Origin of the sequence: Dermacoccus sp. PE3 (assembly GCF_001021715.1) — a bacterium.
Classification (GTDB): Bacteria; Actinomycetota; Actinomycetes; order Actinomycetales; family Dermatophilaceae; genus Dermacoccus; species Dermacoccus abyssi.
Map to the genome: position 1 here is coordinate 97,363 of NZ_LDCM01000004.1, position 16,621 is coordinate 113,983.

A 16,621-nucleotide genomic window follows, 5' to 3' on the forward strand; every position below is an offset into this window, starting at 1 on the left:
GGCCTTCTCCTTCGATTGATCACTCTGTGGCGATGGCGGACAGGATGTTGAGCTTCGACGCGCGTCGGGCCGGCCACCAGGCGGCGAGCACACCCACGAGGGCCGCGAGCACGAGGAAGAGCGCGAGGCGCCCGTACGGAATGACGAGGACGTCAACACCCGAATCGGCCTGCGTGCGCTGGAACAGCACCCCGAAGATCGTGCCGAGGACAACGCCGATGAGAGCACCGATGAGCGAGATCGTCACGGCCTCGAGGCGCACCATCGAGCGCAGCTGACGGCGGCTCAGACCGACCGCCCGTAGCAGCCCGATCTCGCGGGTGCGCTCGATGACGGACAGCGCGAGCGTGTTGATGATGCCGAGCACGGCGATGACGATGGCGAGACCGAGCAGGCCGTAGATGAGGGTGAGCATCGAGTCGATCGGCGCGCGCTGCTCGGCCGCGTAGCCCTCCTGGTCCTTCACCGTGATCGTCGGGATGTCCTTGACGACACCTTCGAGCCCGGCCTGCACCTTCTTCCGGTCGGCGCTGTCGGCTGCGAGGACGTGGAGCATGTTGTCCTTCTCCGCGCCGCCGATTGCTTCGAACGTCGGGATGGTGACGACGTAGTCGTCCTGACGGTCGTTGTCCTCCTTGTCGAAGACACCCGCGACGTTGACCGCGCGGGTGTGCGAGCCGTCGACCGTGATGCGCACCTGAGTGCCCGGCTTCCAGTTGAAGGCCTTCGCGACGTCCGTCGAGACGAGGAGCTTCGAGTCGTCGAGCGCGTTCGAACCCTGCGTCACCGTGATCGGTGCAACGTCGTCGAGGGTGGCCGCGTCGACGGCCAGGAAGGTGGCGGGAGCGTCGTTGGCCGTGCCGTCGCCGTACCGCTGGCGTGAGACCTCACGGACGCCGTCGACCTTCTTCATCGACGGCGCGATGCTCTGCGACATCGGCTCCGAGCGCTGGCCGCTCACGACGAAGTCGCCGCGGAAACTCTTGGCGATGAGGGCATCGATGCTGCCCGAGGCCGAGGCGCCGAACACCGTCATCATCGACACGAGCGCGAGCCCGATCATGAGCGCCGATGTCGTGGCCGCGGTGCGGCGCGGGTTACGCAGCGAGTTCTCCTCGGCGAGGCGTGCCACGACGCCCTGACGCCGGGCGAGGGCACCGATGCCGCGTACCACCGGGCGCGCCAGCACGGGTGTGGCCGCGATGGTGCCGAAGAGCATGAGCACCATGCCGGTGACGAACACCCAAATGCTCGAGTCGGTGATGAGCTGCGCGACGACGAGCGCGACGCCGATGACGAACAGGAGCGCACCGAACCACGCGCGACGGGAGACCGTCTGCTCGGGCTCGACCTGGTCGTCGCGCATGGCAGCGATCGGTGAGATGCGGGAGGCACGGCGGGCCGGAAGCCAGGCCGCGAGCGTCGTGACGCCGAGGCCGATGACGAGCGACACGATAATGGTGCGGGGCTCGAGTGTGAGGCCACCGGTGTCGATCTCGGCGCCGAGACGAGCGAGCAGGGCCGAGATGCCCTTGGCGAGCAGGACGCCGACGCCGATGCCGAGCACCGAACCGATGAAACCGACGACGAGCGCTTCGATGACGACGCCGCCGAAGACCTGACGCCGCGACGCGCCGAGCGCGCGCATGAGCGCCAATTCCTTGCTGCGCTGCGCGACGAGGATGCCGAACGTGTTGACGATGAGGAACGAGCCGACGAGCAGCGCGACGCCCGCGAAGACGAGGAGGAAGGTCGTGATGAACGACAGCGCGTCCTGGATTCCGGAGGCCGCCTCGTCTGAGGCCTGCTTGCCGGTGACGACCTCGAAGCCCTCCGGAACGGTGGGTTTGAGGGCCTTGACGACGTCGCCCTGGGACGTGCCGGGCTCGGCCTCGACCCACAGCGAGGTGTAGCCGTCGCGCCCGTCGAGGAAGAGCTTCTGGGAGGTCTTCGTGTCGACGACGGCGAGCGTCGTGCCGACCATCGAGCCGTTGGCGTAGGAGGCGAAGCCGACGAGTTTGCCGGAGTAGCGCGGCGTCTCACCGGTGGTGAGGATGCTCACCGTGTCGCCGATTCGGTAGCCGCCGCGCTCTGCCGTTTTCGGATCGAGCGCGATCTCACCGTTCTTCGTCGGTGCCCGGCCCTCGGTGATGTGGAGGCCCTCGGCGCCCTCGGCGGCCTTGGCTGTGTGGAAGTTGACGCCGAACGCAGGCGCCCCCTGCCCGCCGATGACCTTGCCGTCCTTGGCCAGGACGGTGGCCGAAATGGAGGTGACGACTCCGTCGACCTGCTTGACGCCGTCGGCGGCTCGGGCCTTCTCGAGCGCGCTCGGCGGGATGATGCGAGCGCCGAGGCGCGAGCCGTGACCGCCGTTCTCCTGGGCGAGGCGGACGTTGGCGTCACCGACGGTGCCGTTCATGATGCCGGTGAAGGCCTTGCCGAGGGAGTCGGTGAACATGAGCGAGCCGGCGACGAAGGCGACGCCGAGCACGATGGCGAACGTGCTCATGAGCAGGCGCAGTTTGCGCGCCCACACCGTCTTGAGCGAGGTGGCGAGCACCCTTATCGCCGCCCGGCGCGGAACTCGAATTGCTTCATGCGGTCGAGCACGCGCTCCGACGTGGGGTCGCGCATCTCGTCGACGACGCGGCCGTCGGCGAGGAAGACGACACGATCGGTGAAGCCGGCAGCTAAGGCGTCGTGGGTGACCATGACGATGGTCTGCCCGAGCCGGTCGACGCTGCGACGAAGGAAGCTCAGGACCTCCTCGCCGGAGCGGGAGTCGAGGTTGCCGGTGGGTTCGTCGGCGAAGATGATGTCGGGTTGCGTGACGAGGGCACGCGCACATGCGACGCGTTGCTGCTGGCCACCGGAGAGCTGGCTGGGGCGGTGCCCGAGTCGCGATTCGAGCCCGACGGCGTGGATGACGTCGTCGAACAGCTCCTGGTCGACCTTGCGCCTGGCGATCGAGGCGGGCAGCAGGATGTTCTCGCGCGCTGTGAGCGTCGGCACGAGGTTGAACGACTGGAAGATGAAGCCGATGCGGTCGCGGCGCAGCGCGGTGAGGCGCTTGTCGTCGAGGCCGCTGACCTCGGCGTCACCGATGTAGGCCTTGCCGTCGGTGGGCGTCTCGAGCGCAGCGAGGCAGTGCATGAGGGTGGATTTGCCCGATCCGCTCGGGCCCATGACGGCGGTGAACTCGCCCTCGTAAAGATCGAGGCTCACCCCGTCGAGCGCGAGGACACGCGCGTCGCCCTCGCCGTACGCCATCGTCAGGCCGTCGGCCTCCGCCGCGATCGTGCGTTCGCTCATGCCGCCAACCTAGCGCGCCGCACTGACAAGGGGTGGAAACGGCAGCGCCGTCGAGACCACGAGCCGGCGGTGGTCACAGACAAGGCAATGGGCTACGGCATCAACGGGATACCCGGGGCAAGGGAAGGTAGGGGCAGTCACGTGTCGGGGGTGCGCACCGTCCACAGGTGTGACGGCTGGGCGCGCCTGTGGATAACGAACAGCACCGCTCGAAGCGTCCTGCCTACCGTCGAACCCGAGGAGACGAACCCCCTCGCCTCCCCCGTTCGAAAGGCAGCACCATGGCATCGCAGTACACCGTCGACTCCGACGCGATCTCCACCCACGGCACCGACACGGCCACCCTCGTCACCGAGCTCGAGACGTCCCTGACGAACCTCAACACGAAGCTGACGACCCTGCAGACGCAGTGGAAGGGCTCGGCGTCGACCAACTTCTCGTCCCTGATGACGACGTGGCACACCGACATGACGAAGCTCAAGGGCACCCTCAGCTCGATCAGCTCGACGCTTCACCTCACGAGCAACGAGTACTCGACGGCCGAGGACACCAACATGCGTCGCTGGATCAGCGCCTGACAGCCCACTCACGCACGAACACGAAGCGCGCCCGCGCGAACCTCCACGACCTAGCGTGGAAGAACGTGCGGGCGCGCTTCGGACCTGCCGGCTCACAAGGCGGCGGCAACCTCCGTCGCCTGCTTGATGGCACGCTTCGCGTCGAGCTCGGCGGCCACATCGGCGCCGCCGATGACGGTCACCTTGCTCTCGTCGAGGCCGGGGATGAGGTCGCGCACCGACTCCTGGCCGGCGCAGATGACGACGGTGTCGACGTCGAGCACCCGCGTGACCGGCTCGGCGGCGTCGAACTTCTCCTGCGCCTCGCTCGACACCTTGCCCAGACGCTTGTCGAGCGCCTTGAGCTGCGGCACCATGCCGAGCGGCAGGCCGGTTTTCTTCGACAGCTTCGTCACCGGGCCCACGGGGCGCGGCGGCGCGGCGGTGAGCGTCAGGTGGAGGCCGTCATCGTCGATGCGGTCGTACGTGGCGCCGCCGATGAACTCGACCTTCGAGTCCTTGAGCGTCTGCCGGTGCACCCAACCGGTCGTCTTGCCGAGGCCCTTGCCCAGCGCCGTGTGCTTGCGCTGCACGAGGTAGACCTGGCGGCGCGGATCCTCCATCACCTTCTCGGTGATGTTGCCCGGCACCGTTTCGGAGTCGGTGACGCCCCAGCGCTCCATCCAGTGCTTGAGCGTCTCGTGCGGCTCGTGCAGGAGGAACTCGCTCACGTCGAAACCGATGCCTCCGGCGCCGACCACGGCGACGCTCGCGCCGGCCGTCTTCTCGCCGCGCAACAGTTCGTCGTACATGATGACCTTCGGGTGGTCGAGGCCCTCGATCTGCGGGCGACGCGGCACGACGCCCGTGGCGAGCACGACGTGGTCGAACTCGGCCAGCACGTCGGCGTCGGCCTTCGTGCCGAGGCGCACCTCGACCTTGAGCTCCTCGAGGCGACGCGTGAAGTAGCGCAGGGTCTCGGCGAACTCCTCCTTGCCGGGGATGTTCATCGCGAGACGGAACTGGCCACCGAGGTGATCGCGCGTCTCGAACAGCGTGACGGCATGGCCGCGCTCGGCGAGGTTCGTCGCGGCGGCGAGACCGGCGGGGCCGGCGCCGACGACGGCAACGCTCTTGGTGCGCTGCTTCGGCACCGGCAGGAGCACGAGCTCACCCTCGCGCCCGGCCTGCGGGTTGACGAGGCAGCTCACCTTCTTGCCGCCGAAGGTGTGGTCGAGGCAGGCCTGGTTGCAAGCGATGCAGGTGTTGATGAGGTCGGTACGCCCGGCCTCGGTCTTCTTGACGAAGTCCGGGTCGGCGAGCAGCGGGCGCGCCATCGAGACCATGTCGGCCAGGCCGTCGGCGAGCAGCTGCTCGGCCACCTCGGGCGTGTTGATGCGGTTGCTCGCGATGACGGGGATGTCGACCTCGGCGCGCAGCTTGCCGGTGGCCCACGCGAACGCGGCGCGCGGCACCGACGTCACGATCGTCGGGATGCGAGCCTCGTGCCAGCCGATGCCCGAGTTGAACATCGACGCGCCGTCGGCCTGCAGGTGCTGCGCGAGCGTCGCGATCTCCTCGAACGTCTGCGAGTTGTCGACGAGGTCCGCCACCGAGATGCGGTACAGCACGATGAAGTCCTCACCCGCGGCGTCACGCACGGCACGGACGATCTCGCGCGGCAGGGTCATACGCGCCTCGGCGCTGCCACCGAAGCGGTCCGTGCGGTCGTTCGTGCGCGCGGCGAGGAACTGGTTGATGAGGTAGCCCTCGGAACCCATGATCTCGACGCCGTCGTAGCCGGCTTCCTTCGCCAGGCGCGCCGACGTCGCGTAGTCGCGGATCGTACGCTCGACGTCCTTGGTCGTCATCGCCTTGGGGCGGAACGGCGTGATCGGCGACTTCTTGTTCGACGCGCTCTTGCTCCAGGGCGTGTAGCCGTAACGACCCGCGTGGAGGATCTGCATGAGGATGCGGCTGTCGTGCTCGTGCACCGCGTCGGTGACGATCTTGTGGCGATCGACCTGACGCTTCGCGGTGAGCATCGACCCGAACGGGCTGAGCTGACCGGTCGTGTTCGGCGCGAAACCACCCGTCACCATGAGCGCGGTGCCACCTTCGGCGCGGGCGGCGAAGTAGCGCGCCAGCTGCGGGAAGTCACGCTTCTTGTCCTCGAAGCCGGTGTGCATCGAGCCCATCATGACGCGGTTCTTCAGCGTCACGCCGCTCACCTCGAGCGGGCTGAGCAGGTGCTCGTAACTCATGCGGTTCTCCTCGATGTACGTGACGCCTCGGGCGCCTCGGTGGTCTCGTGTCGGATGGCAGTCGGTGGGGTGTCTGCGACGGGAACGTCGGAGGCTCCGAACAGGTCGAGCATCTCGTCGCACCACGCGAGCAGGGACTGCTCGGTGAGGATGCCGCCGCGCAGCACCGCGTACAGCGGACGCTCCTCGTCGGTGAGCGCTTCGACGTCCGGGTAGTGCTTGGCACGGTTCGCCTCGAAGTAGGCGAGCTGTTCGGCGTGCTCGGCGCGCCGGCGTCGAATGTCGGCGACGACGGCGTCCTCGTCACCGAAGCCCATGCCGCGGATCTTGACGGCGAACTCCGAGCGCAGCTGTTCGCTCGGGGTGGGCTCCCGCGTCCAGCGCAGCAACTCTTCGCGACCGAGATCGGTGACGGCGTAAACCCGTCGATCCGGGCGCCCCTCCCCCGGTTCGATGCGGACGGCGAGCAGGCCGTCCTCGGCCATGCGCCCGAGGACGCGGTAGATCTGTTGGTGCGTGGCTCGCCAGAAGAAGCCGAGCGAGCGGTCGAAGCGACGCGTCAGGTCGTACCCGGTGGCCTCCTGCTCCGCGAGGGAGACGAGGAGCGCGTGCTGCAACGACATGCACTTAGTTTCATATGCGCGCAGGTGCATGTCAACGCGGGCAGCGTGAAGCCACCCAAGGGCTGGGTTGAAGGGTTCAGCGACTCACGCCGACAGCGTGCGGCCCCCTGCGTCGAGGGCGTAGCGGTACTCGGCGAGCGACGCGGCGAGCGCGTGATCGTGCGTGACGAGCAGGATGCCCAACCCGTCAGCCGCGCGGCGCCGGAGAGCGTCAGCGATGGCCGTCGACGTGATCGGGTCGAGGTGGGCCGTGGCCTCGTCGGCGAGGAGGTAGCGCGGCCCCTGAGCGAGGGCTCGGGCGAGAAGCAGCCGCTGGAGCTGCCCTCCGGAAACCTCACGAGGCAACCGGTCGAGCACCGAGCCGTCGAGGCCCACCTCCTCCGCGAGCGCCACGGCATCGACCTGCCTGCCACGCAGACGGGCCGCCAGCTGGATCGCGTCGCCAAGGCGCATGCGCGGATCGGCCGCCGCGAGCGGGTGTTGGGTGAGCAGCGCGGTGTGGCCACTCAACCGCCCCCCGGCACGCACGGGTTCGTCGTCGCAGCGCACCTCACCGACACTCGGGGCGAGGAGCCCGGCGAGCAGTCGCGTCAGTGTCGACTTGCCGCTACCCGAGGGGCCCACGAGGGCCGTGACGGCGCCCGGGAGCACCTCGAGGTCGAGCGGACCGACCTGCGCGCCGTTCGCGCCCGGGTAGGTGTACGCCACCTGGCGTGCCACGAGACTCATCGCTCCCCCTGCCCGACGCGCGCCGCCGTCGCCGTGAGTGCCCGCAGGTAGTCGTCGGACGTCTCGGCGGCCAACGCTGCAGGCTCGGTGTGCGCCACGAGGACGCCGTCACGCAGCACCGCCACGCGGTCGACGAGGTCGCCGCTCAGCACGGCGTCGATCTCGTGCGTCACGACGAGGACGGCGACGCCGGCGTCGTCCGCAATGCCGCGCAGCACGGCGAGCAACTGCGAGGCGAGTTCGGGGTCGAGGCCGGCCGTCGGTTCGTCGGCCACGAGCACCCGCGGTTCGGAGGCGAGCGCTGCGACGAGCGCCGCGCGGGCCAGCTGACCGCCGGAGAGCTGGTGCGGAAAGCGTTCGAGCAGGTTCTCGTCGAGGTGCACGAGCTCGCAGAGCTCGGCCAGGGCGCGTGCACCGTCATGACGGCGGTGCACCTCCTCGATCTGCCCGCGAAGGCGCCGGGTCGGGGTGAACGCGTCCGAGACGTCCTGCGGAACGTGGCCCACCTGCGCGGAGGCCGAACCCGGACGGTGCGGGTCGACGACGACATCACCCGCGACGATGCGCCCCTCGACGCGCGCGTCACGCGGCACCAAACCGCAGCAGGCCGCCACGAGCGTCGACTTGCCAGCACCGGACTCACCGACGAGGGCCGCCACCTCCCCCGCCGCGACCGCGAAGCTGATGTCGTCGCACGCGAGCGTCGTCTGCTCGCCGCGGCTACGACGCACGCTGACGTGCTCGAGGCGCAGCGCAGCGCGGTGGCCTGAATCGCGAGCGCCGGACGCCTCGTCAGAAGGCTCTTCCGACCCGGCCTGCTCGGCCTCGACCAGAGCGGGCGGCGCAGAAGCCCCACGTATGCGCTTCGCGTACAACGACGACAGCGCCAACGTCAGCACGACGAGGAAGATCGACGGGAAGACGAGCGGCCACCACTGCCCGGTGAGCAGCCCCGCGCGCGAGGTCGCGATGAGCGTGCCGAGGCTGGCCTGTTCGGGGCGCAGACCGATGCCGAGGAACGACAGGGTCGACTCGTGCCAGATCGCGTGCGGCACGAGCATCGTCACGGCGAGCGCCGTCTGCGGGGCCACCGCGGAGAGCACGTGGTGGCGCACGATCTGCGTCGACGATGCTCCGGCGACGCGGGAGCACGCGACGTATTCGGACGCGAGCACGGCCTGGGTCTCGGCCCGCACCACGCGGGCGACGGTGGGCCAGTGCGTCAGCGCGAGCGCGATGAGGATGGCCGTGACGGAGCCACGGAACATGGCGACGACGACGATCGCCGCAAGAAGGTGCGGCACGGAGGCCACGGCGTCGGTGACGCGCATGAGCAGACGATCCGCCCGCCCGCCGAGGCTGGCCGCCGCCGTCCCGACGGCAAGACCGAGCACTGTCGCGACGAGCGCCGCACCCAGCGCGACGACGAGCGAGACCCGCAGCGCCTCGGCCACCTGGACCGACACGTCGAAACCGAGCGTGTCGGTGCCCATGACGTGCGGCCAGCCGGGGGCCGTGCGGGCGGTGTCGTAGTTCGACTCGCGCATCCCCGACGACGCGAGCAGCGGCCACAACACGGCGTAGGCCGCGATGAGGGCGAGAACGATCGCCGGGCCGCGCCGTGGCCGCAAACCAGCAGAGACGCTTCGGGGGCTCATCGCTCCACCTGCGCTCGCGGGTCGACGACGAGCAGGGCACAGTCCGAGAGCCACGAGCCGAGCATCATGACGAGCGTCGTGGCAGCGGTGACCGCGGCGAGCAACGCGAAGTCGGCCGTCAGGGCCGCCTCCACGGTGGCGTCGGCGAGGCCGGGCCAGCTGAAGACCTCCTCGACGACGAGGGCGCCGACGACGAGCTCGGGCAGCCGCGCCCCCATGAGGGCGATGAGAGCGGCCGCAGAGACCGGGGCGATGTGGCCGCGCAGCACCTCACCGCGCGAGAGGCCGCGCACCTGGGCCTCACGTACGGCGCCGCTCCCGAGCGCCTCACGCACGGACTCGCGCAGGGCCAGGGCGAACCAGGGCACCTGGCTCAGGGCGAGCACGACCGCGGGCATGACGATGTGGTGCACCACGCCGCCGAACGTCACCGGCTGCCCGGGCTCGGTGAGCCCGCCGACCGGGAACCAGCGCAGGGTCACCGCGAACAGCGCGACGGCGAGCAGACCGATGACGAACGGGGGCATTCCGGTGAGGGCGAGCGTCACCCGTTCGAGCGCGCGATCGAGCAGACCGTCGGGGCGCAACGCGGCGACAGCGGCGACGCCGAACGCGACGAGCAGCGCGATAACGAGCGCGACGACCGACAGGCCCAGCGTCCACGGCAAGCGCTCGGCGAACACCGTCGTCACGGGCTGTTTGAGGCTGTGGCTCGCACCGAAGTCGCCGGTGAAGGCGTTCGCCATCCAGTTCCACCACGTCTGCCAGAACGGCACGTCAAGCCCGAGCGAGTCGCTGATCGCGTCGCGCTCGGCGCGACCCGTGTGCTCAAAGCCGTCCCCGAGGTAGGTGACGAGCGGGTCGAGCGGCGAGAGCGCCGCGAGCGCGAAAGTTGCCAGCGTCACCGCGGGCACGACGAACAGCGTCGCGAGGGCACGGCGTGCCGTGAGCACGCCGATCTCGTGACGCCGTTCCCCGAACCGACGACGAAGTGCCTTCACGCGATCAGTTCTTCTTCCACGCGCCCAGCGACCACCACGGGCCCCACGTCGTGCCGTGAGAGTGCGGCTCGACGATCGGCGCCGGGCCAGAGAAACCCTTGTCCCGCGAGGCGTACGTGTGGTGCAGGGTGGCGAGCACGACGTACGCCGGGTCCTTGACGTACTCGTCCTGCGCGGCGCGGTACTGCTTCGTCGCTTCGGTCTCGTCGGAGGTCGACTGTGCCGCCTCCAGAGCTGCGTCGACCTTCGCGTTCTTGTAGTTGCCGGGGTTGTCGAACGGCCCGGACGCGGAACCGCGCGAGTGCAGCGCGCGGTGGGCCTGGGTGTCGACGGTGTACGGATTGTCGCCACCACCGAGCATGACGGCCGTCGTGCGCATCTTGGGTTCGATGTCGTCCCAGCTGCCGCCCCACAGCTTCACGTTGACGCCGAGGCCGCGCAACTGGTCGGCGAAGGCGGAGGCCAGTTCGCGGCGCAGGGTGTCGGACGCGGGGTAGGCGAGCGTCAGCTCGGCGCGCTTGCCGTCCTTCGTGCGGACACCGTCGGCGCCCTTCTTCCACCCCGCCTCGTCGAGGAGTTTCTCGGCCTCGGCCTTGCGGGCTGCACCCTTGGCCTTCGTGAAGTCGACGTCGGCGTGCTGGGGGAAGACCTTCGTGATGGGGCTGACCTCCGGGGTGCCGCGCCCGGCGAGCACCTTCTCGACGAGCGCCTCGCGGTCCACCCCGATGTTGAGCGCACGGCGCGTCTCGGGCTGGGAGGTGATCGGCACGGACACCGGCAGCGAAACCCCACGCCAGTCGGCGGAGCGCACACCGGTGACCTTGAGGCCGTCACGCCCCTCGACGCTCTTGGCCAGGCGCGGCGGCAGCGCGGAGCCGTCGACCTGCCCGGAGACGACCTGCTGCATGCGGGCGTTGTCGTCCTCGACGTGACGGATGACGACCTTGTCCACCTCGGGCTTGCCGCTGCGGTACTTGTCGTTGGCCACGAACGTGGCCTCGTTCGGCGCGAGCTTCTGGAGCTTGAACGGGCCCGTGCCGACGGGCTTGGTGTTGAGCTCGGAGCTCGCCGCGTCACCCGAGGTGACCTTCTCGCTCGGCGCGATGCCGAGGAGCAGGCGCGAGGCGAAGCCGCCGTTCGGCGCCTTGAGGCGGAAGACGACCGTGGAGGCGTCCGGCGTCTCCACCTTGTCGATGAGGCGGTAGTCGTCGGCGATCGGCGACGCGGACTTCGGGTCGAGCACCGCGCGGTAGGTGGCCGCAACGTCCTTGGAGTCGAAGGCGCTGCCGTCGTGGAACGTCACGCCCTTCTTGAGGCGCACCGTCCACGTCTTGCCGCCGTCGCTCACCTTCGGCTTCGACTCGGCCAGCGCGGGCGCGAGGTCGGGAAGCTCCTTGTCGTTCGGCGCCGACGGACGCAGGAGACCCTCGAACACAGGTGAAACGCCCGTCGCGCCGTAACCGGCTACCGGGTAGTACTGACCGACCGGCTCGGCATCTGCCAGCGTGATCTGGTTCGTCGACGACGACGCCTTGTCACCGTCCGAGCCCCCGGGCGCCGAGCACCCCGCCAGAGCCACTCCGAGTGCGGCCGCTGCCGCAGCGATGGTCGTCCTGTTCGCCGTGCGAACCATGTGCGTACTCCTTGTGATCCAGAATCCCCAGCGCCGAGGCGCAGGCCTACCCTAACGCCCTGGTGCGACGACGTCGCACATAGGCCGTGAGGCACGCGTCACTGTGCCGCCACCACGCCGGTCGACGCGCACAGCGAAGCGGGCGACCACCCGAAGGTGATCGCCCGCTTCACGCGAGGGGTGGGATCAGAAGCCCATGCCACCCATGCCGTCCATACCCGCACCGGCGGCGTCGCCGCCGGCGTTCTTCTCGGGCTTGTCGGCGATGACGGCCTCGGTCGTGAGGAACAGCGCCGCGATGGACGCAGCGTTCTCCAGAGCCGAACGCGTCACCTTGGCGGGGTCGATGATGCCCGAGGAGATCATGTCGACGTACTCGCCCGTGGCGGCGTTGAGACCGTGGCCCGGCGTCAGACCGCGCACCTTCTCGACGATGACGCCCGGCTCGAGACCCGCGTTGAGCGAGATCTGCTTGAGCGGAGCCTCAGCGGCGACGCGCACGATGTTCGCACCCGTGGCCTCGTCACCCTCGAGACCGGCGAAGGCCGACTCGGCGTCCTTCGTGGCCTGGATGAGCGCGACGCCACCACCGGCGACGATGCCCTCCTCGACGGCGGCCTTCGCGTTGCGAACGGCGTCCTCGATGCGGTGCTTGCGCTCCTTGAGCTCAACCTCCGTCGCGGCACCGGCCTTGATGACGGCGACGCCACCGGCCAGCTTCGCGAGGCGCTCCTGGAGCTTCTCGCGGTCGTAGTCGGAGTCGGAGTTCTCGATCTCGGCGCGGATCTGAGCAACACGGCCCTTGATCTGCTCGTCGTCGCCGGCGCCCTCGACGATCGTCGTCTCGTCCTTCGTGACGACGACCTTGCGGGCGCGGCCGAGCATGTCGAGCTCGGTGGTCTCGAGCTTGAGGCCGACCTCCTCGGAGATGACCTGGCCGCCCGTGAGGATGGCGATGTCGCCGAGCATGGCCTTGCGGCGGTCACCGAAGCCCGGAGCCTTGACGGCCACGGCCTTGAACGTGCCGCGGATCTTGTTGACCACGAGCGTCGACAGGGCCTCGCCCTCGACGTCCTCGGCGATGATCATGAGGGGCTTGCCCGACTGCATGACCTTCTCGAGAACCGGCAGCAGGTCCTTGATGTTCGAGATCTTCGAGTTGACGACGAGGATGTACGGGTCGTCGAGGACGGCCTCCATACGCTCGGTGTCGGTGACGAAGTAACCCGAGATGTAGCCCTTGTCGAAGCGCATACCCTCGGTGAGCTCGAGGTCGAGGCCGAACGTGTTCGACTCCTCGACGGTGATGACGCCTTCCTTGCCGACCTTGTCCATGGCCTCGGCGATGAGCTCACCGATCTGCGGGTCAGCGGCGGAGATGGACGCGGTAGCAGCGATCTGCTCCTTCGTCTCGATCTCCTTGGCGTGGTCGAGCAGCTGCTTGCTCACGGCGTCGACGGCCTGCTGGATGCCGCGCTTGAGCGCCATCGGGTTGGCGCCGGCCGCAACGTTGCGCAGGCCCTCCTTCACCATGGCCTGCGCGAGGACGGTGGCCGTCGTCGTGCCGTCACCGGCGACGTCGTCGGTCTTCTTGGCGACCTCCTTGACGAGCTCCGCGCCGATCTTCTCGTACGGGTCGTCGAGCTCGATCTCCTTGGCGATGGAGACACCGTCGTTGGTGATCGTGGGTGCGCCCCACTTCTTCTCGAGGACGACGTTGCGGCCCTTGGGGCCGAGCGTCACCTTCACCGCGTCGGCAAGGGTGTTCATGCCGCGCTCGAGGCCGCGACGGGCCTCCTCGTCGAAAGCAATGGTCTTGGCCATGTGCGTGGCTCCTCCACGTGACGTACGTAGTGACCGCACCAGCGCCCGCGACGGACGAGCCCGATCGTTCGCGCGGTCATGTCGCGCGAGCCCCGAACCCTCACTCATGCAGTCAGGTCTTTGTCACTCTCATGTTCAGAGTGCTAAGGCCATGATTAGCACTCGCCCCCTGCGAGTGCAAACGGCGACGGGGCTGCGACCGCCGTGTTCGCTCACAGCGGCAGACGCAGGTCGGGGTGGGCGCTCAGCTCGTGCGACGGCGTGAGGCGCGACGGCGCTGGATGCGCTTGACGAGCAGAGGGTCGGCCGCAAGCGCCTCGGCCGTGTCGGCGAGGGCGTTGAGTTGCTGGTAGTACTGCGTCGCGCTCATGCCGAAGCGCTCCTTGATGGCGGCTTCCTTGGCGCCGGGCAGCTTCCACCACTCGCGCTCGAAGGCGAGCATGGCGCGGTCTCGTTCACTCAGCCCGGGCGCCTCGTCGTCACCGGGGACGCGGGCACCTGCAGGGGTCTCGATGACGGGCATGCGACCAGGGTAGATCGTCGCCTCCTGCCCGCCCGAACACCAGGGCCAGGACAAAGGCGCGTGGATGGCGGGTTTGGCTGAAGATGACGCCGACGTCGCGCGCATCTTCACCCAAACCGACCATCCACGTGCAAGACGCTCGAGCCTCCGGCCCGTTCGGAGCACGCCGCGCGGTGAATCGACTCGCGATAGATTTGGCGGCATGCCGCAGCCGTATGACGAACTCGTACATCCCAGCTGGGTGGAACCCCTCGCGCCGGTCGCCGACCACATCGCCGCTGCCGGGCAGTTCCTGCGCGACGAAGTGGCCGCCGGGCGCGGGTACCTGCCGGCGGGCGAGAACGTCCTGCGAGCGTTCACCCAGCCGTTCGAGGACGTGCGCGTCCTCATCGTCGGCCAGGACCCGTACCCGACGCCGGGGCACCCGATCGGGCTCAGCTTCGCCGTCGATGCGCACGTCCGCCCGATCCCGCGCAGCCTGCAGAACATCTACGCGGAACTCAAGGACGACCTCGGCATCGAGCCGCCGGAACACGGTGACCTGAGCGCGTGGACCGACCAGGGCGTGCTGCTGCTCAACCGCTGCCTCACCGTTCAGCCCGGCAAGCCCGCAAGCCACCGCGGTCACGGCTGGGAGAACGTCACGGCGCAGGCCATCACGGCGCTCGTCGAGCGCAAGCAGCCCCTCGTCGCCATTCTCTGGGGTCGCGACGCCCGCTCACTCGCCCCGCACCTCGGCGACACCCCGACCGTCGAATCCGCGCATCCCTCACCGCTTTCCGCGCGCAGCGGCTTCTTCGGCAGCAAGCCCTTCAGCCGCACGAACGAGCTCTTGGAGCAGCTCGAAACCCACACGATCGATTGGCGTATTGCATGACGAACGACCTCCCCGCGCCCGGGGCTCAGGCATCCGAACAGACGCACCACGGTCTGCTCTGGCACCGGTACGTCGCCATCGGTGACTCCTTCACCGAGGGCATGAGCGACCACGACCCCCGCGAGGACGACGCCTACCTCGGGTGGGCTGATCGCCTCGCCGTCGACATCGCGATGCAGCAGGAGGAGCGGGGCGCGAAGCTCGAGTACGCCAACCTCGCGGTGCGCGGCAGACTACTCGCGGACGTCATCGGCCCCCAGCTCGACGCGGCCCTCGCGATGAAGCCCGACCTCGTGAGCATGGTGGGTGGCGGCAACGACATCATGCGCCCGTCGGTCAACCTCGACGATCTCGCGGCCGGCATCGAGGACGCCGTCGTCCGCCTCAAGGAGGCCGGCTCCGACGTCCTGCTGGCGACGCTCGTCAACCCCGCCGCGTCGAAGATCATGACGCGCCTGCGCCCGCGCATCACGTGGCACCTTGCGAACCTGTGGGGTATCGCGCAGCGGCACGACTGCTACGTGCTCGATCTGTGGTCGATGACCCCCCTGCGCGATCCGCGCATGTGGTCCGTCGACCGTCTGCACCTTTCCGCCGAAGGCCACAAGCGCGTCGCGCAGCAGGCGGCATGGACGCTCGGGCTTCCGACGACCGGCGAGTGGCTCGCCCACCTGCCGGCGCAGGCTCCGAAGCCGGTGCGCCAGCGCGTCGCCGAGGACGCCGAGTGGGCGCGTCAGTACCTCGCGCCGTGGGTGGAACGTCGTATCAAGGGCACGAGTTCCGGTGACGGTCGCCTCCCGAAGCGTCCCGAACTCACGCCCGTGGATCTTCTGACGGCCCGCTCGTTGATGGTCGACGACGAGGCGTGACGGCACGGGCATGGCGCCTCATGAGTGTGCCGGTTGCAGCAGCGCTCGCCATGAGTGCCGGCGGCTGCCGTGCGTCGGAGGGCGACGACAAGACCGTCACGGTGCTTGCCGCCGCGTCGCTCACGGAGTCGTTCACGACGTTGGCGCGCGCCTACGAGAAGGCTCACCCCGGCACCCACGTCGAGGTGAGCTTCGCGGCCAGTTCGACGATCGTCACCCAGCTCTCCCACGACGCTCCGGCCGATGTGGTGGCTCTCGCCGACACCGAGGCACCGAAGAAGCTGCCGAAGGATCTGGCCGAGGGCAAGGCGTGGACGCCGTTCGCCACGAACCGCCTCGAGATCGTCACGCCCCGCGGGAACCCAGCGCACGTCACGGGTCTCGCCGACCTCGCGAAGGTCGACACCGTTCTGTGCGCCAAGGAGGTGCCGTGCGGGCGCGCTGCCCACAAGGCCCTCACCAAGGCGAAGGTCGCGCCACACATCGTCAGCTACGAGAAGGACGTCAAGGCAACGCTCGCCAAGGTCGTCGCCGGTGACGCGGAGGCGGCGCTCGTGTACGCCACCGACGCCTCGAGCGCACGCTCGAAGGTGAGCGGCGTCGAGGTACCGACGGCCTCGAACGTCACGACGACACTGCCGATCACGGCGTGGAGCGACACTGCCGACGCGAAGGGTTTCGCGCAGTTCGTGCGCGGCGACGAAGGGCGACGAGTCCTGCAGGGCAACGGCTTCGGCCTGCCCGGCTGACG

At 69.1% G+C, this 16,621-nt stretch carries 14 protein-coding genes; 4 read left to right on the forward strand and 10 right to left on the reverse strand.

Annotation, left to right across the window (positions count from 1 at the left end):
* Positions 1–19: 19 nt before the first annotated feature.
* Positions 20–2,560 (reverse strand): ABC transporter permease, encoded by a 2,541-nt coding sequence (locus AA983_RS10830; protein WP_052947074.1) that lies wholly within the window; start codon positions 2,558–2,560, stop codon positions 20–22.
* 2 nt (positions 2,561–2,562) lie between these two features.
* A complete protein-coding gene (locus AA983_RS10835) occupies positions 2,563–3,312 on the reverse strand; it encodes an ABC transporter ATP-binding protein (RefSeq protein WP_197079006.1) in 750 nt (249 codons plus the stop codon).
* A gap of 281 nt (positions 3,313–3,593) precedes the next feature.
* Here AA983_RS10835 and AA983_RS10840 point away from each other — a divergent pair, with 281 nt between their 5' ends.
* Complete coding sequence (locus AA983_RS10840) at positions 3,594–3,890, forward strand: WXG100 family type VII secretion target (RefSeq protein ID WP_047312300.1); 297 nt, start codon at positions 3,594–3,596, stop codon at positions 3,888–3,890.
* Positions 3,891–3,982: 92 nt separating this feature from the next.
* Here the strand turns inward: AA983_RS10840 and AA983_RS10845 are convergent, their stop codons facing one another.
* The 8 genes from AA983_RS10845 to AA983_RS10880 all read right to left on the reverse strand — a co-directional run bounded on the left by AA983_RS10845 (position 3,983) and on the right by AA983_RS10880 (position 14,124).
* Positions 3,983–6,133 (reverse strand): NADPH-dependent 2,4-dienoyl-CoA reductase, encoded by a 2,151-nt coding sequence (locus AA983_RS10845; RefSeq protein WP_047312301.1) that lies wholly within the window; start codon positions 6,131–6,133, stop codon positions 3,983–3,985.
* Positions 6,130–6,756, reverse strand: a complete 627-nt coding sequence (locus tag AA983_RS10850) for a PadR family transcriptional regulator (RefSeq protein ID WP_082128865.1) — start codon at positions 6,754–6,756, stop codon at positions 6,130–6,132. The genes AA983_RS10845 and AA983_RS10850 overlap by 4 nt, the downstream gene beginning before the upstream one ends.
* A gap of 84 nt (positions 6,757–6,840) precedes the next feature.
* On the reverse strand, positions 6,841–7,485 hold the full coding sequence (locus AA983_RS10855) for an ATP-binding cassette domain-containing protein (RefSeq protein WP_052947075.1): 645 nt from the start codon (positions 7,483–7,485) through the stop codon (positions 6,841–6,843).
* Positions 7,482–9,143, reverse strand: coding sequence for an ATP-binding cassette domain-containing protein (locus AA983_RS10860; RefSeq protein WP_082128866.1), 1,662 nt, complete (start codon positions 9,141–9,143; stop codon positions 7,482–7,484). The genes AA983_RS10855 and AA983_RS10860 overlap by 4 nt, the downstream gene beginning before the upstream one ends.
* The gene (locus AA983_RS10865) at positions 9,140–10,144 is read right to left on the reverse strand and encodes an ABC transporter permease (RefSeq protein ID WP_047312304.1); all 1,005 of its coding nucleotides are present in this window, start codon (positions 10,142–10,144) and stop codon (positions 9,140–9,142) included. Before AA983_RS10865 ends, AA983_RS10860 begins: the two co-directional genes overlap by 4 nt.
* Positions 10,145–10,148: 4 nt before the next feature.
* Entirely contained in the window at positions 10,149–11,777 is a 1,629-nt protein-coding gene (locus AA983_RS10870) for an ABC transporter substrate-binding protein (protein ID WP_047312305.1), read from the reverse strand.
* 186 nt (positions 11,778–11,963) lie between these two features.
* A complete protein-coding gene (gene groL, locus AA983_RS10875; protein ID WP_047312306.1) occupies positions 11,964–13,601 on the reverse strand; it encodes a chaperonin GroEL in 1,638 nt (545 codons plus the stop codon).
* 244 nt (positions 13,602–13,845) lie between these two features.
* Entirely contained in the window at positions 13,846–14,124 is a 279-nt protein-coding gene (locus tag AA983_RS10880) for a DUF3263 domain-containing protein (RefSeq protein ID WP_047312307.1), read from the reverse strand.
* 202 nt (positions 14,125–14,326) lie between these two features.
* Here AA983_RS10880 and AA983_RS10885 point away from each other — a divergent pair, with 202 nt between their 5' ends.
* From AA983_RS10885 to modA, 3 genes are read left to right on the forward strand one after another with little or no spacing between them, the layout of a single operon-like run.
* Positions 14,327–15,001: a uracil-DNA glycosylase gene (locus AA983_RS10885; protein ID WP_047312308.1), complete on the forward strand. Its 675-nt coding sequence runs from the start codon at positions 14,327–14,329 to the stop codon at positions 14,999–15,001.
* A complete protein-coding gene (locus tag AA983_RS10890; RefSeq protein WP_047312309.1) occupies positions 14,998–15,870 on the forward strand; it encodes an SGNH/GDSL hydrolase family protein in 873 nt (290 codons plus the stop codon). The genes AA983_RS10885 and AA983_RS10890 overlap by 4 nt, the downstream gene beginning before the upstream one ends.
* On the forward strand, positions 15,867–16,619 hold the full coding sequence (modA, locus tag AA983_RS10895; protein WP_052947076.1) for a molybdate ABC transporter substrate-binding protein: 753 nt from the start codon (positions 15,867–15,869) through the stop codon (positions 16,617–16,619). The genes AA983_RS10890 and modA overlap by 4 nt, the downstream gene beginning before the upstream one ends.
* Positions 16,620–16,621 lie beyond the last annotated feature (2 nt).

Bases quoted from the DNA above. Each gene is read 5' to 3' on its own strand.
- AA983_RS10835 (WP_197079006.1), bottom strand. From the start codon at position 3,312: ATGAGCGAACGCACGATCGCGGCGGAGGCCGACGGCCTGACGATGGCG.
- AA983_RS10840 (WP_047312300.1), top strand. From the start codon at position 3,594: ATGGCATCGCAGTACACCGTCGACTCCGACGCGATCTCCACCCACGGC.
- AA983_RS10845 (WP_047312301.1), bottom strand. From the start codon at position 6,133: ATGAGTTACGAGCACCTGCTCAGCCCGCTCGAGGTGAGCGGCGTGACG.
- AA983_RS10850 (WP_082128865.1), bottom strand. From the start codon at position 6,756: ATGTCGTTGCAGCACGCGCTCCTCGTCTCCCTCGCGGAGCAGGAGGCC.
- AA983_RS10855 (WP_052947075.1), bottom strand. From the start codon at position 7,485: ATGAGTCTCGTGGCACGCCAGGTGGCGTACACCTACCCGGGCGCGAAC.
- AA983_RS10860 (WP_082128866.1), bottom strand. From the start codon at position 9,143: ATGAGCCCCCGAAGCGTCTCTGCTGGTTTGCGGCCACGGCGCGGCCCG.
- AA983_RS10870 (WP_047312305.1), bottom strand. From the start codon at position 11,777: ATGGTTCGCACGGCGAACAGGACGACCATCGCTGCGGCAGCGGCCGCA.
- groL (WP_047312306.1), bottom strand. From the start codon at position 13,601: ATGGCCAAGACCATTGCTTTCGACGAGGAGGCCCGTCGCGGCCTCGAG.
- AA983_RS10880 (WP_047312307.1), bottom strand. From the start codon at position 14,124: ATGCCCGTCATCGAGACCCCTGCAGGTGCCCGCGTCCCCGGTGACGAC.
- AA983_RS10885 (WP_047312308.1), top strand. From the start codon at position 14,327: ATGCCGCAGCCGTATGACGAACTCGTACATCCCAGCTGGGTGGAACCC.
- AA983_RS10890 (WP_047312309.1), top strand. From the start codon at position 14,998: ATGACGAACGACCTCCCCGCGCCCGGGGCTCAGGCATCCGAACAGACG.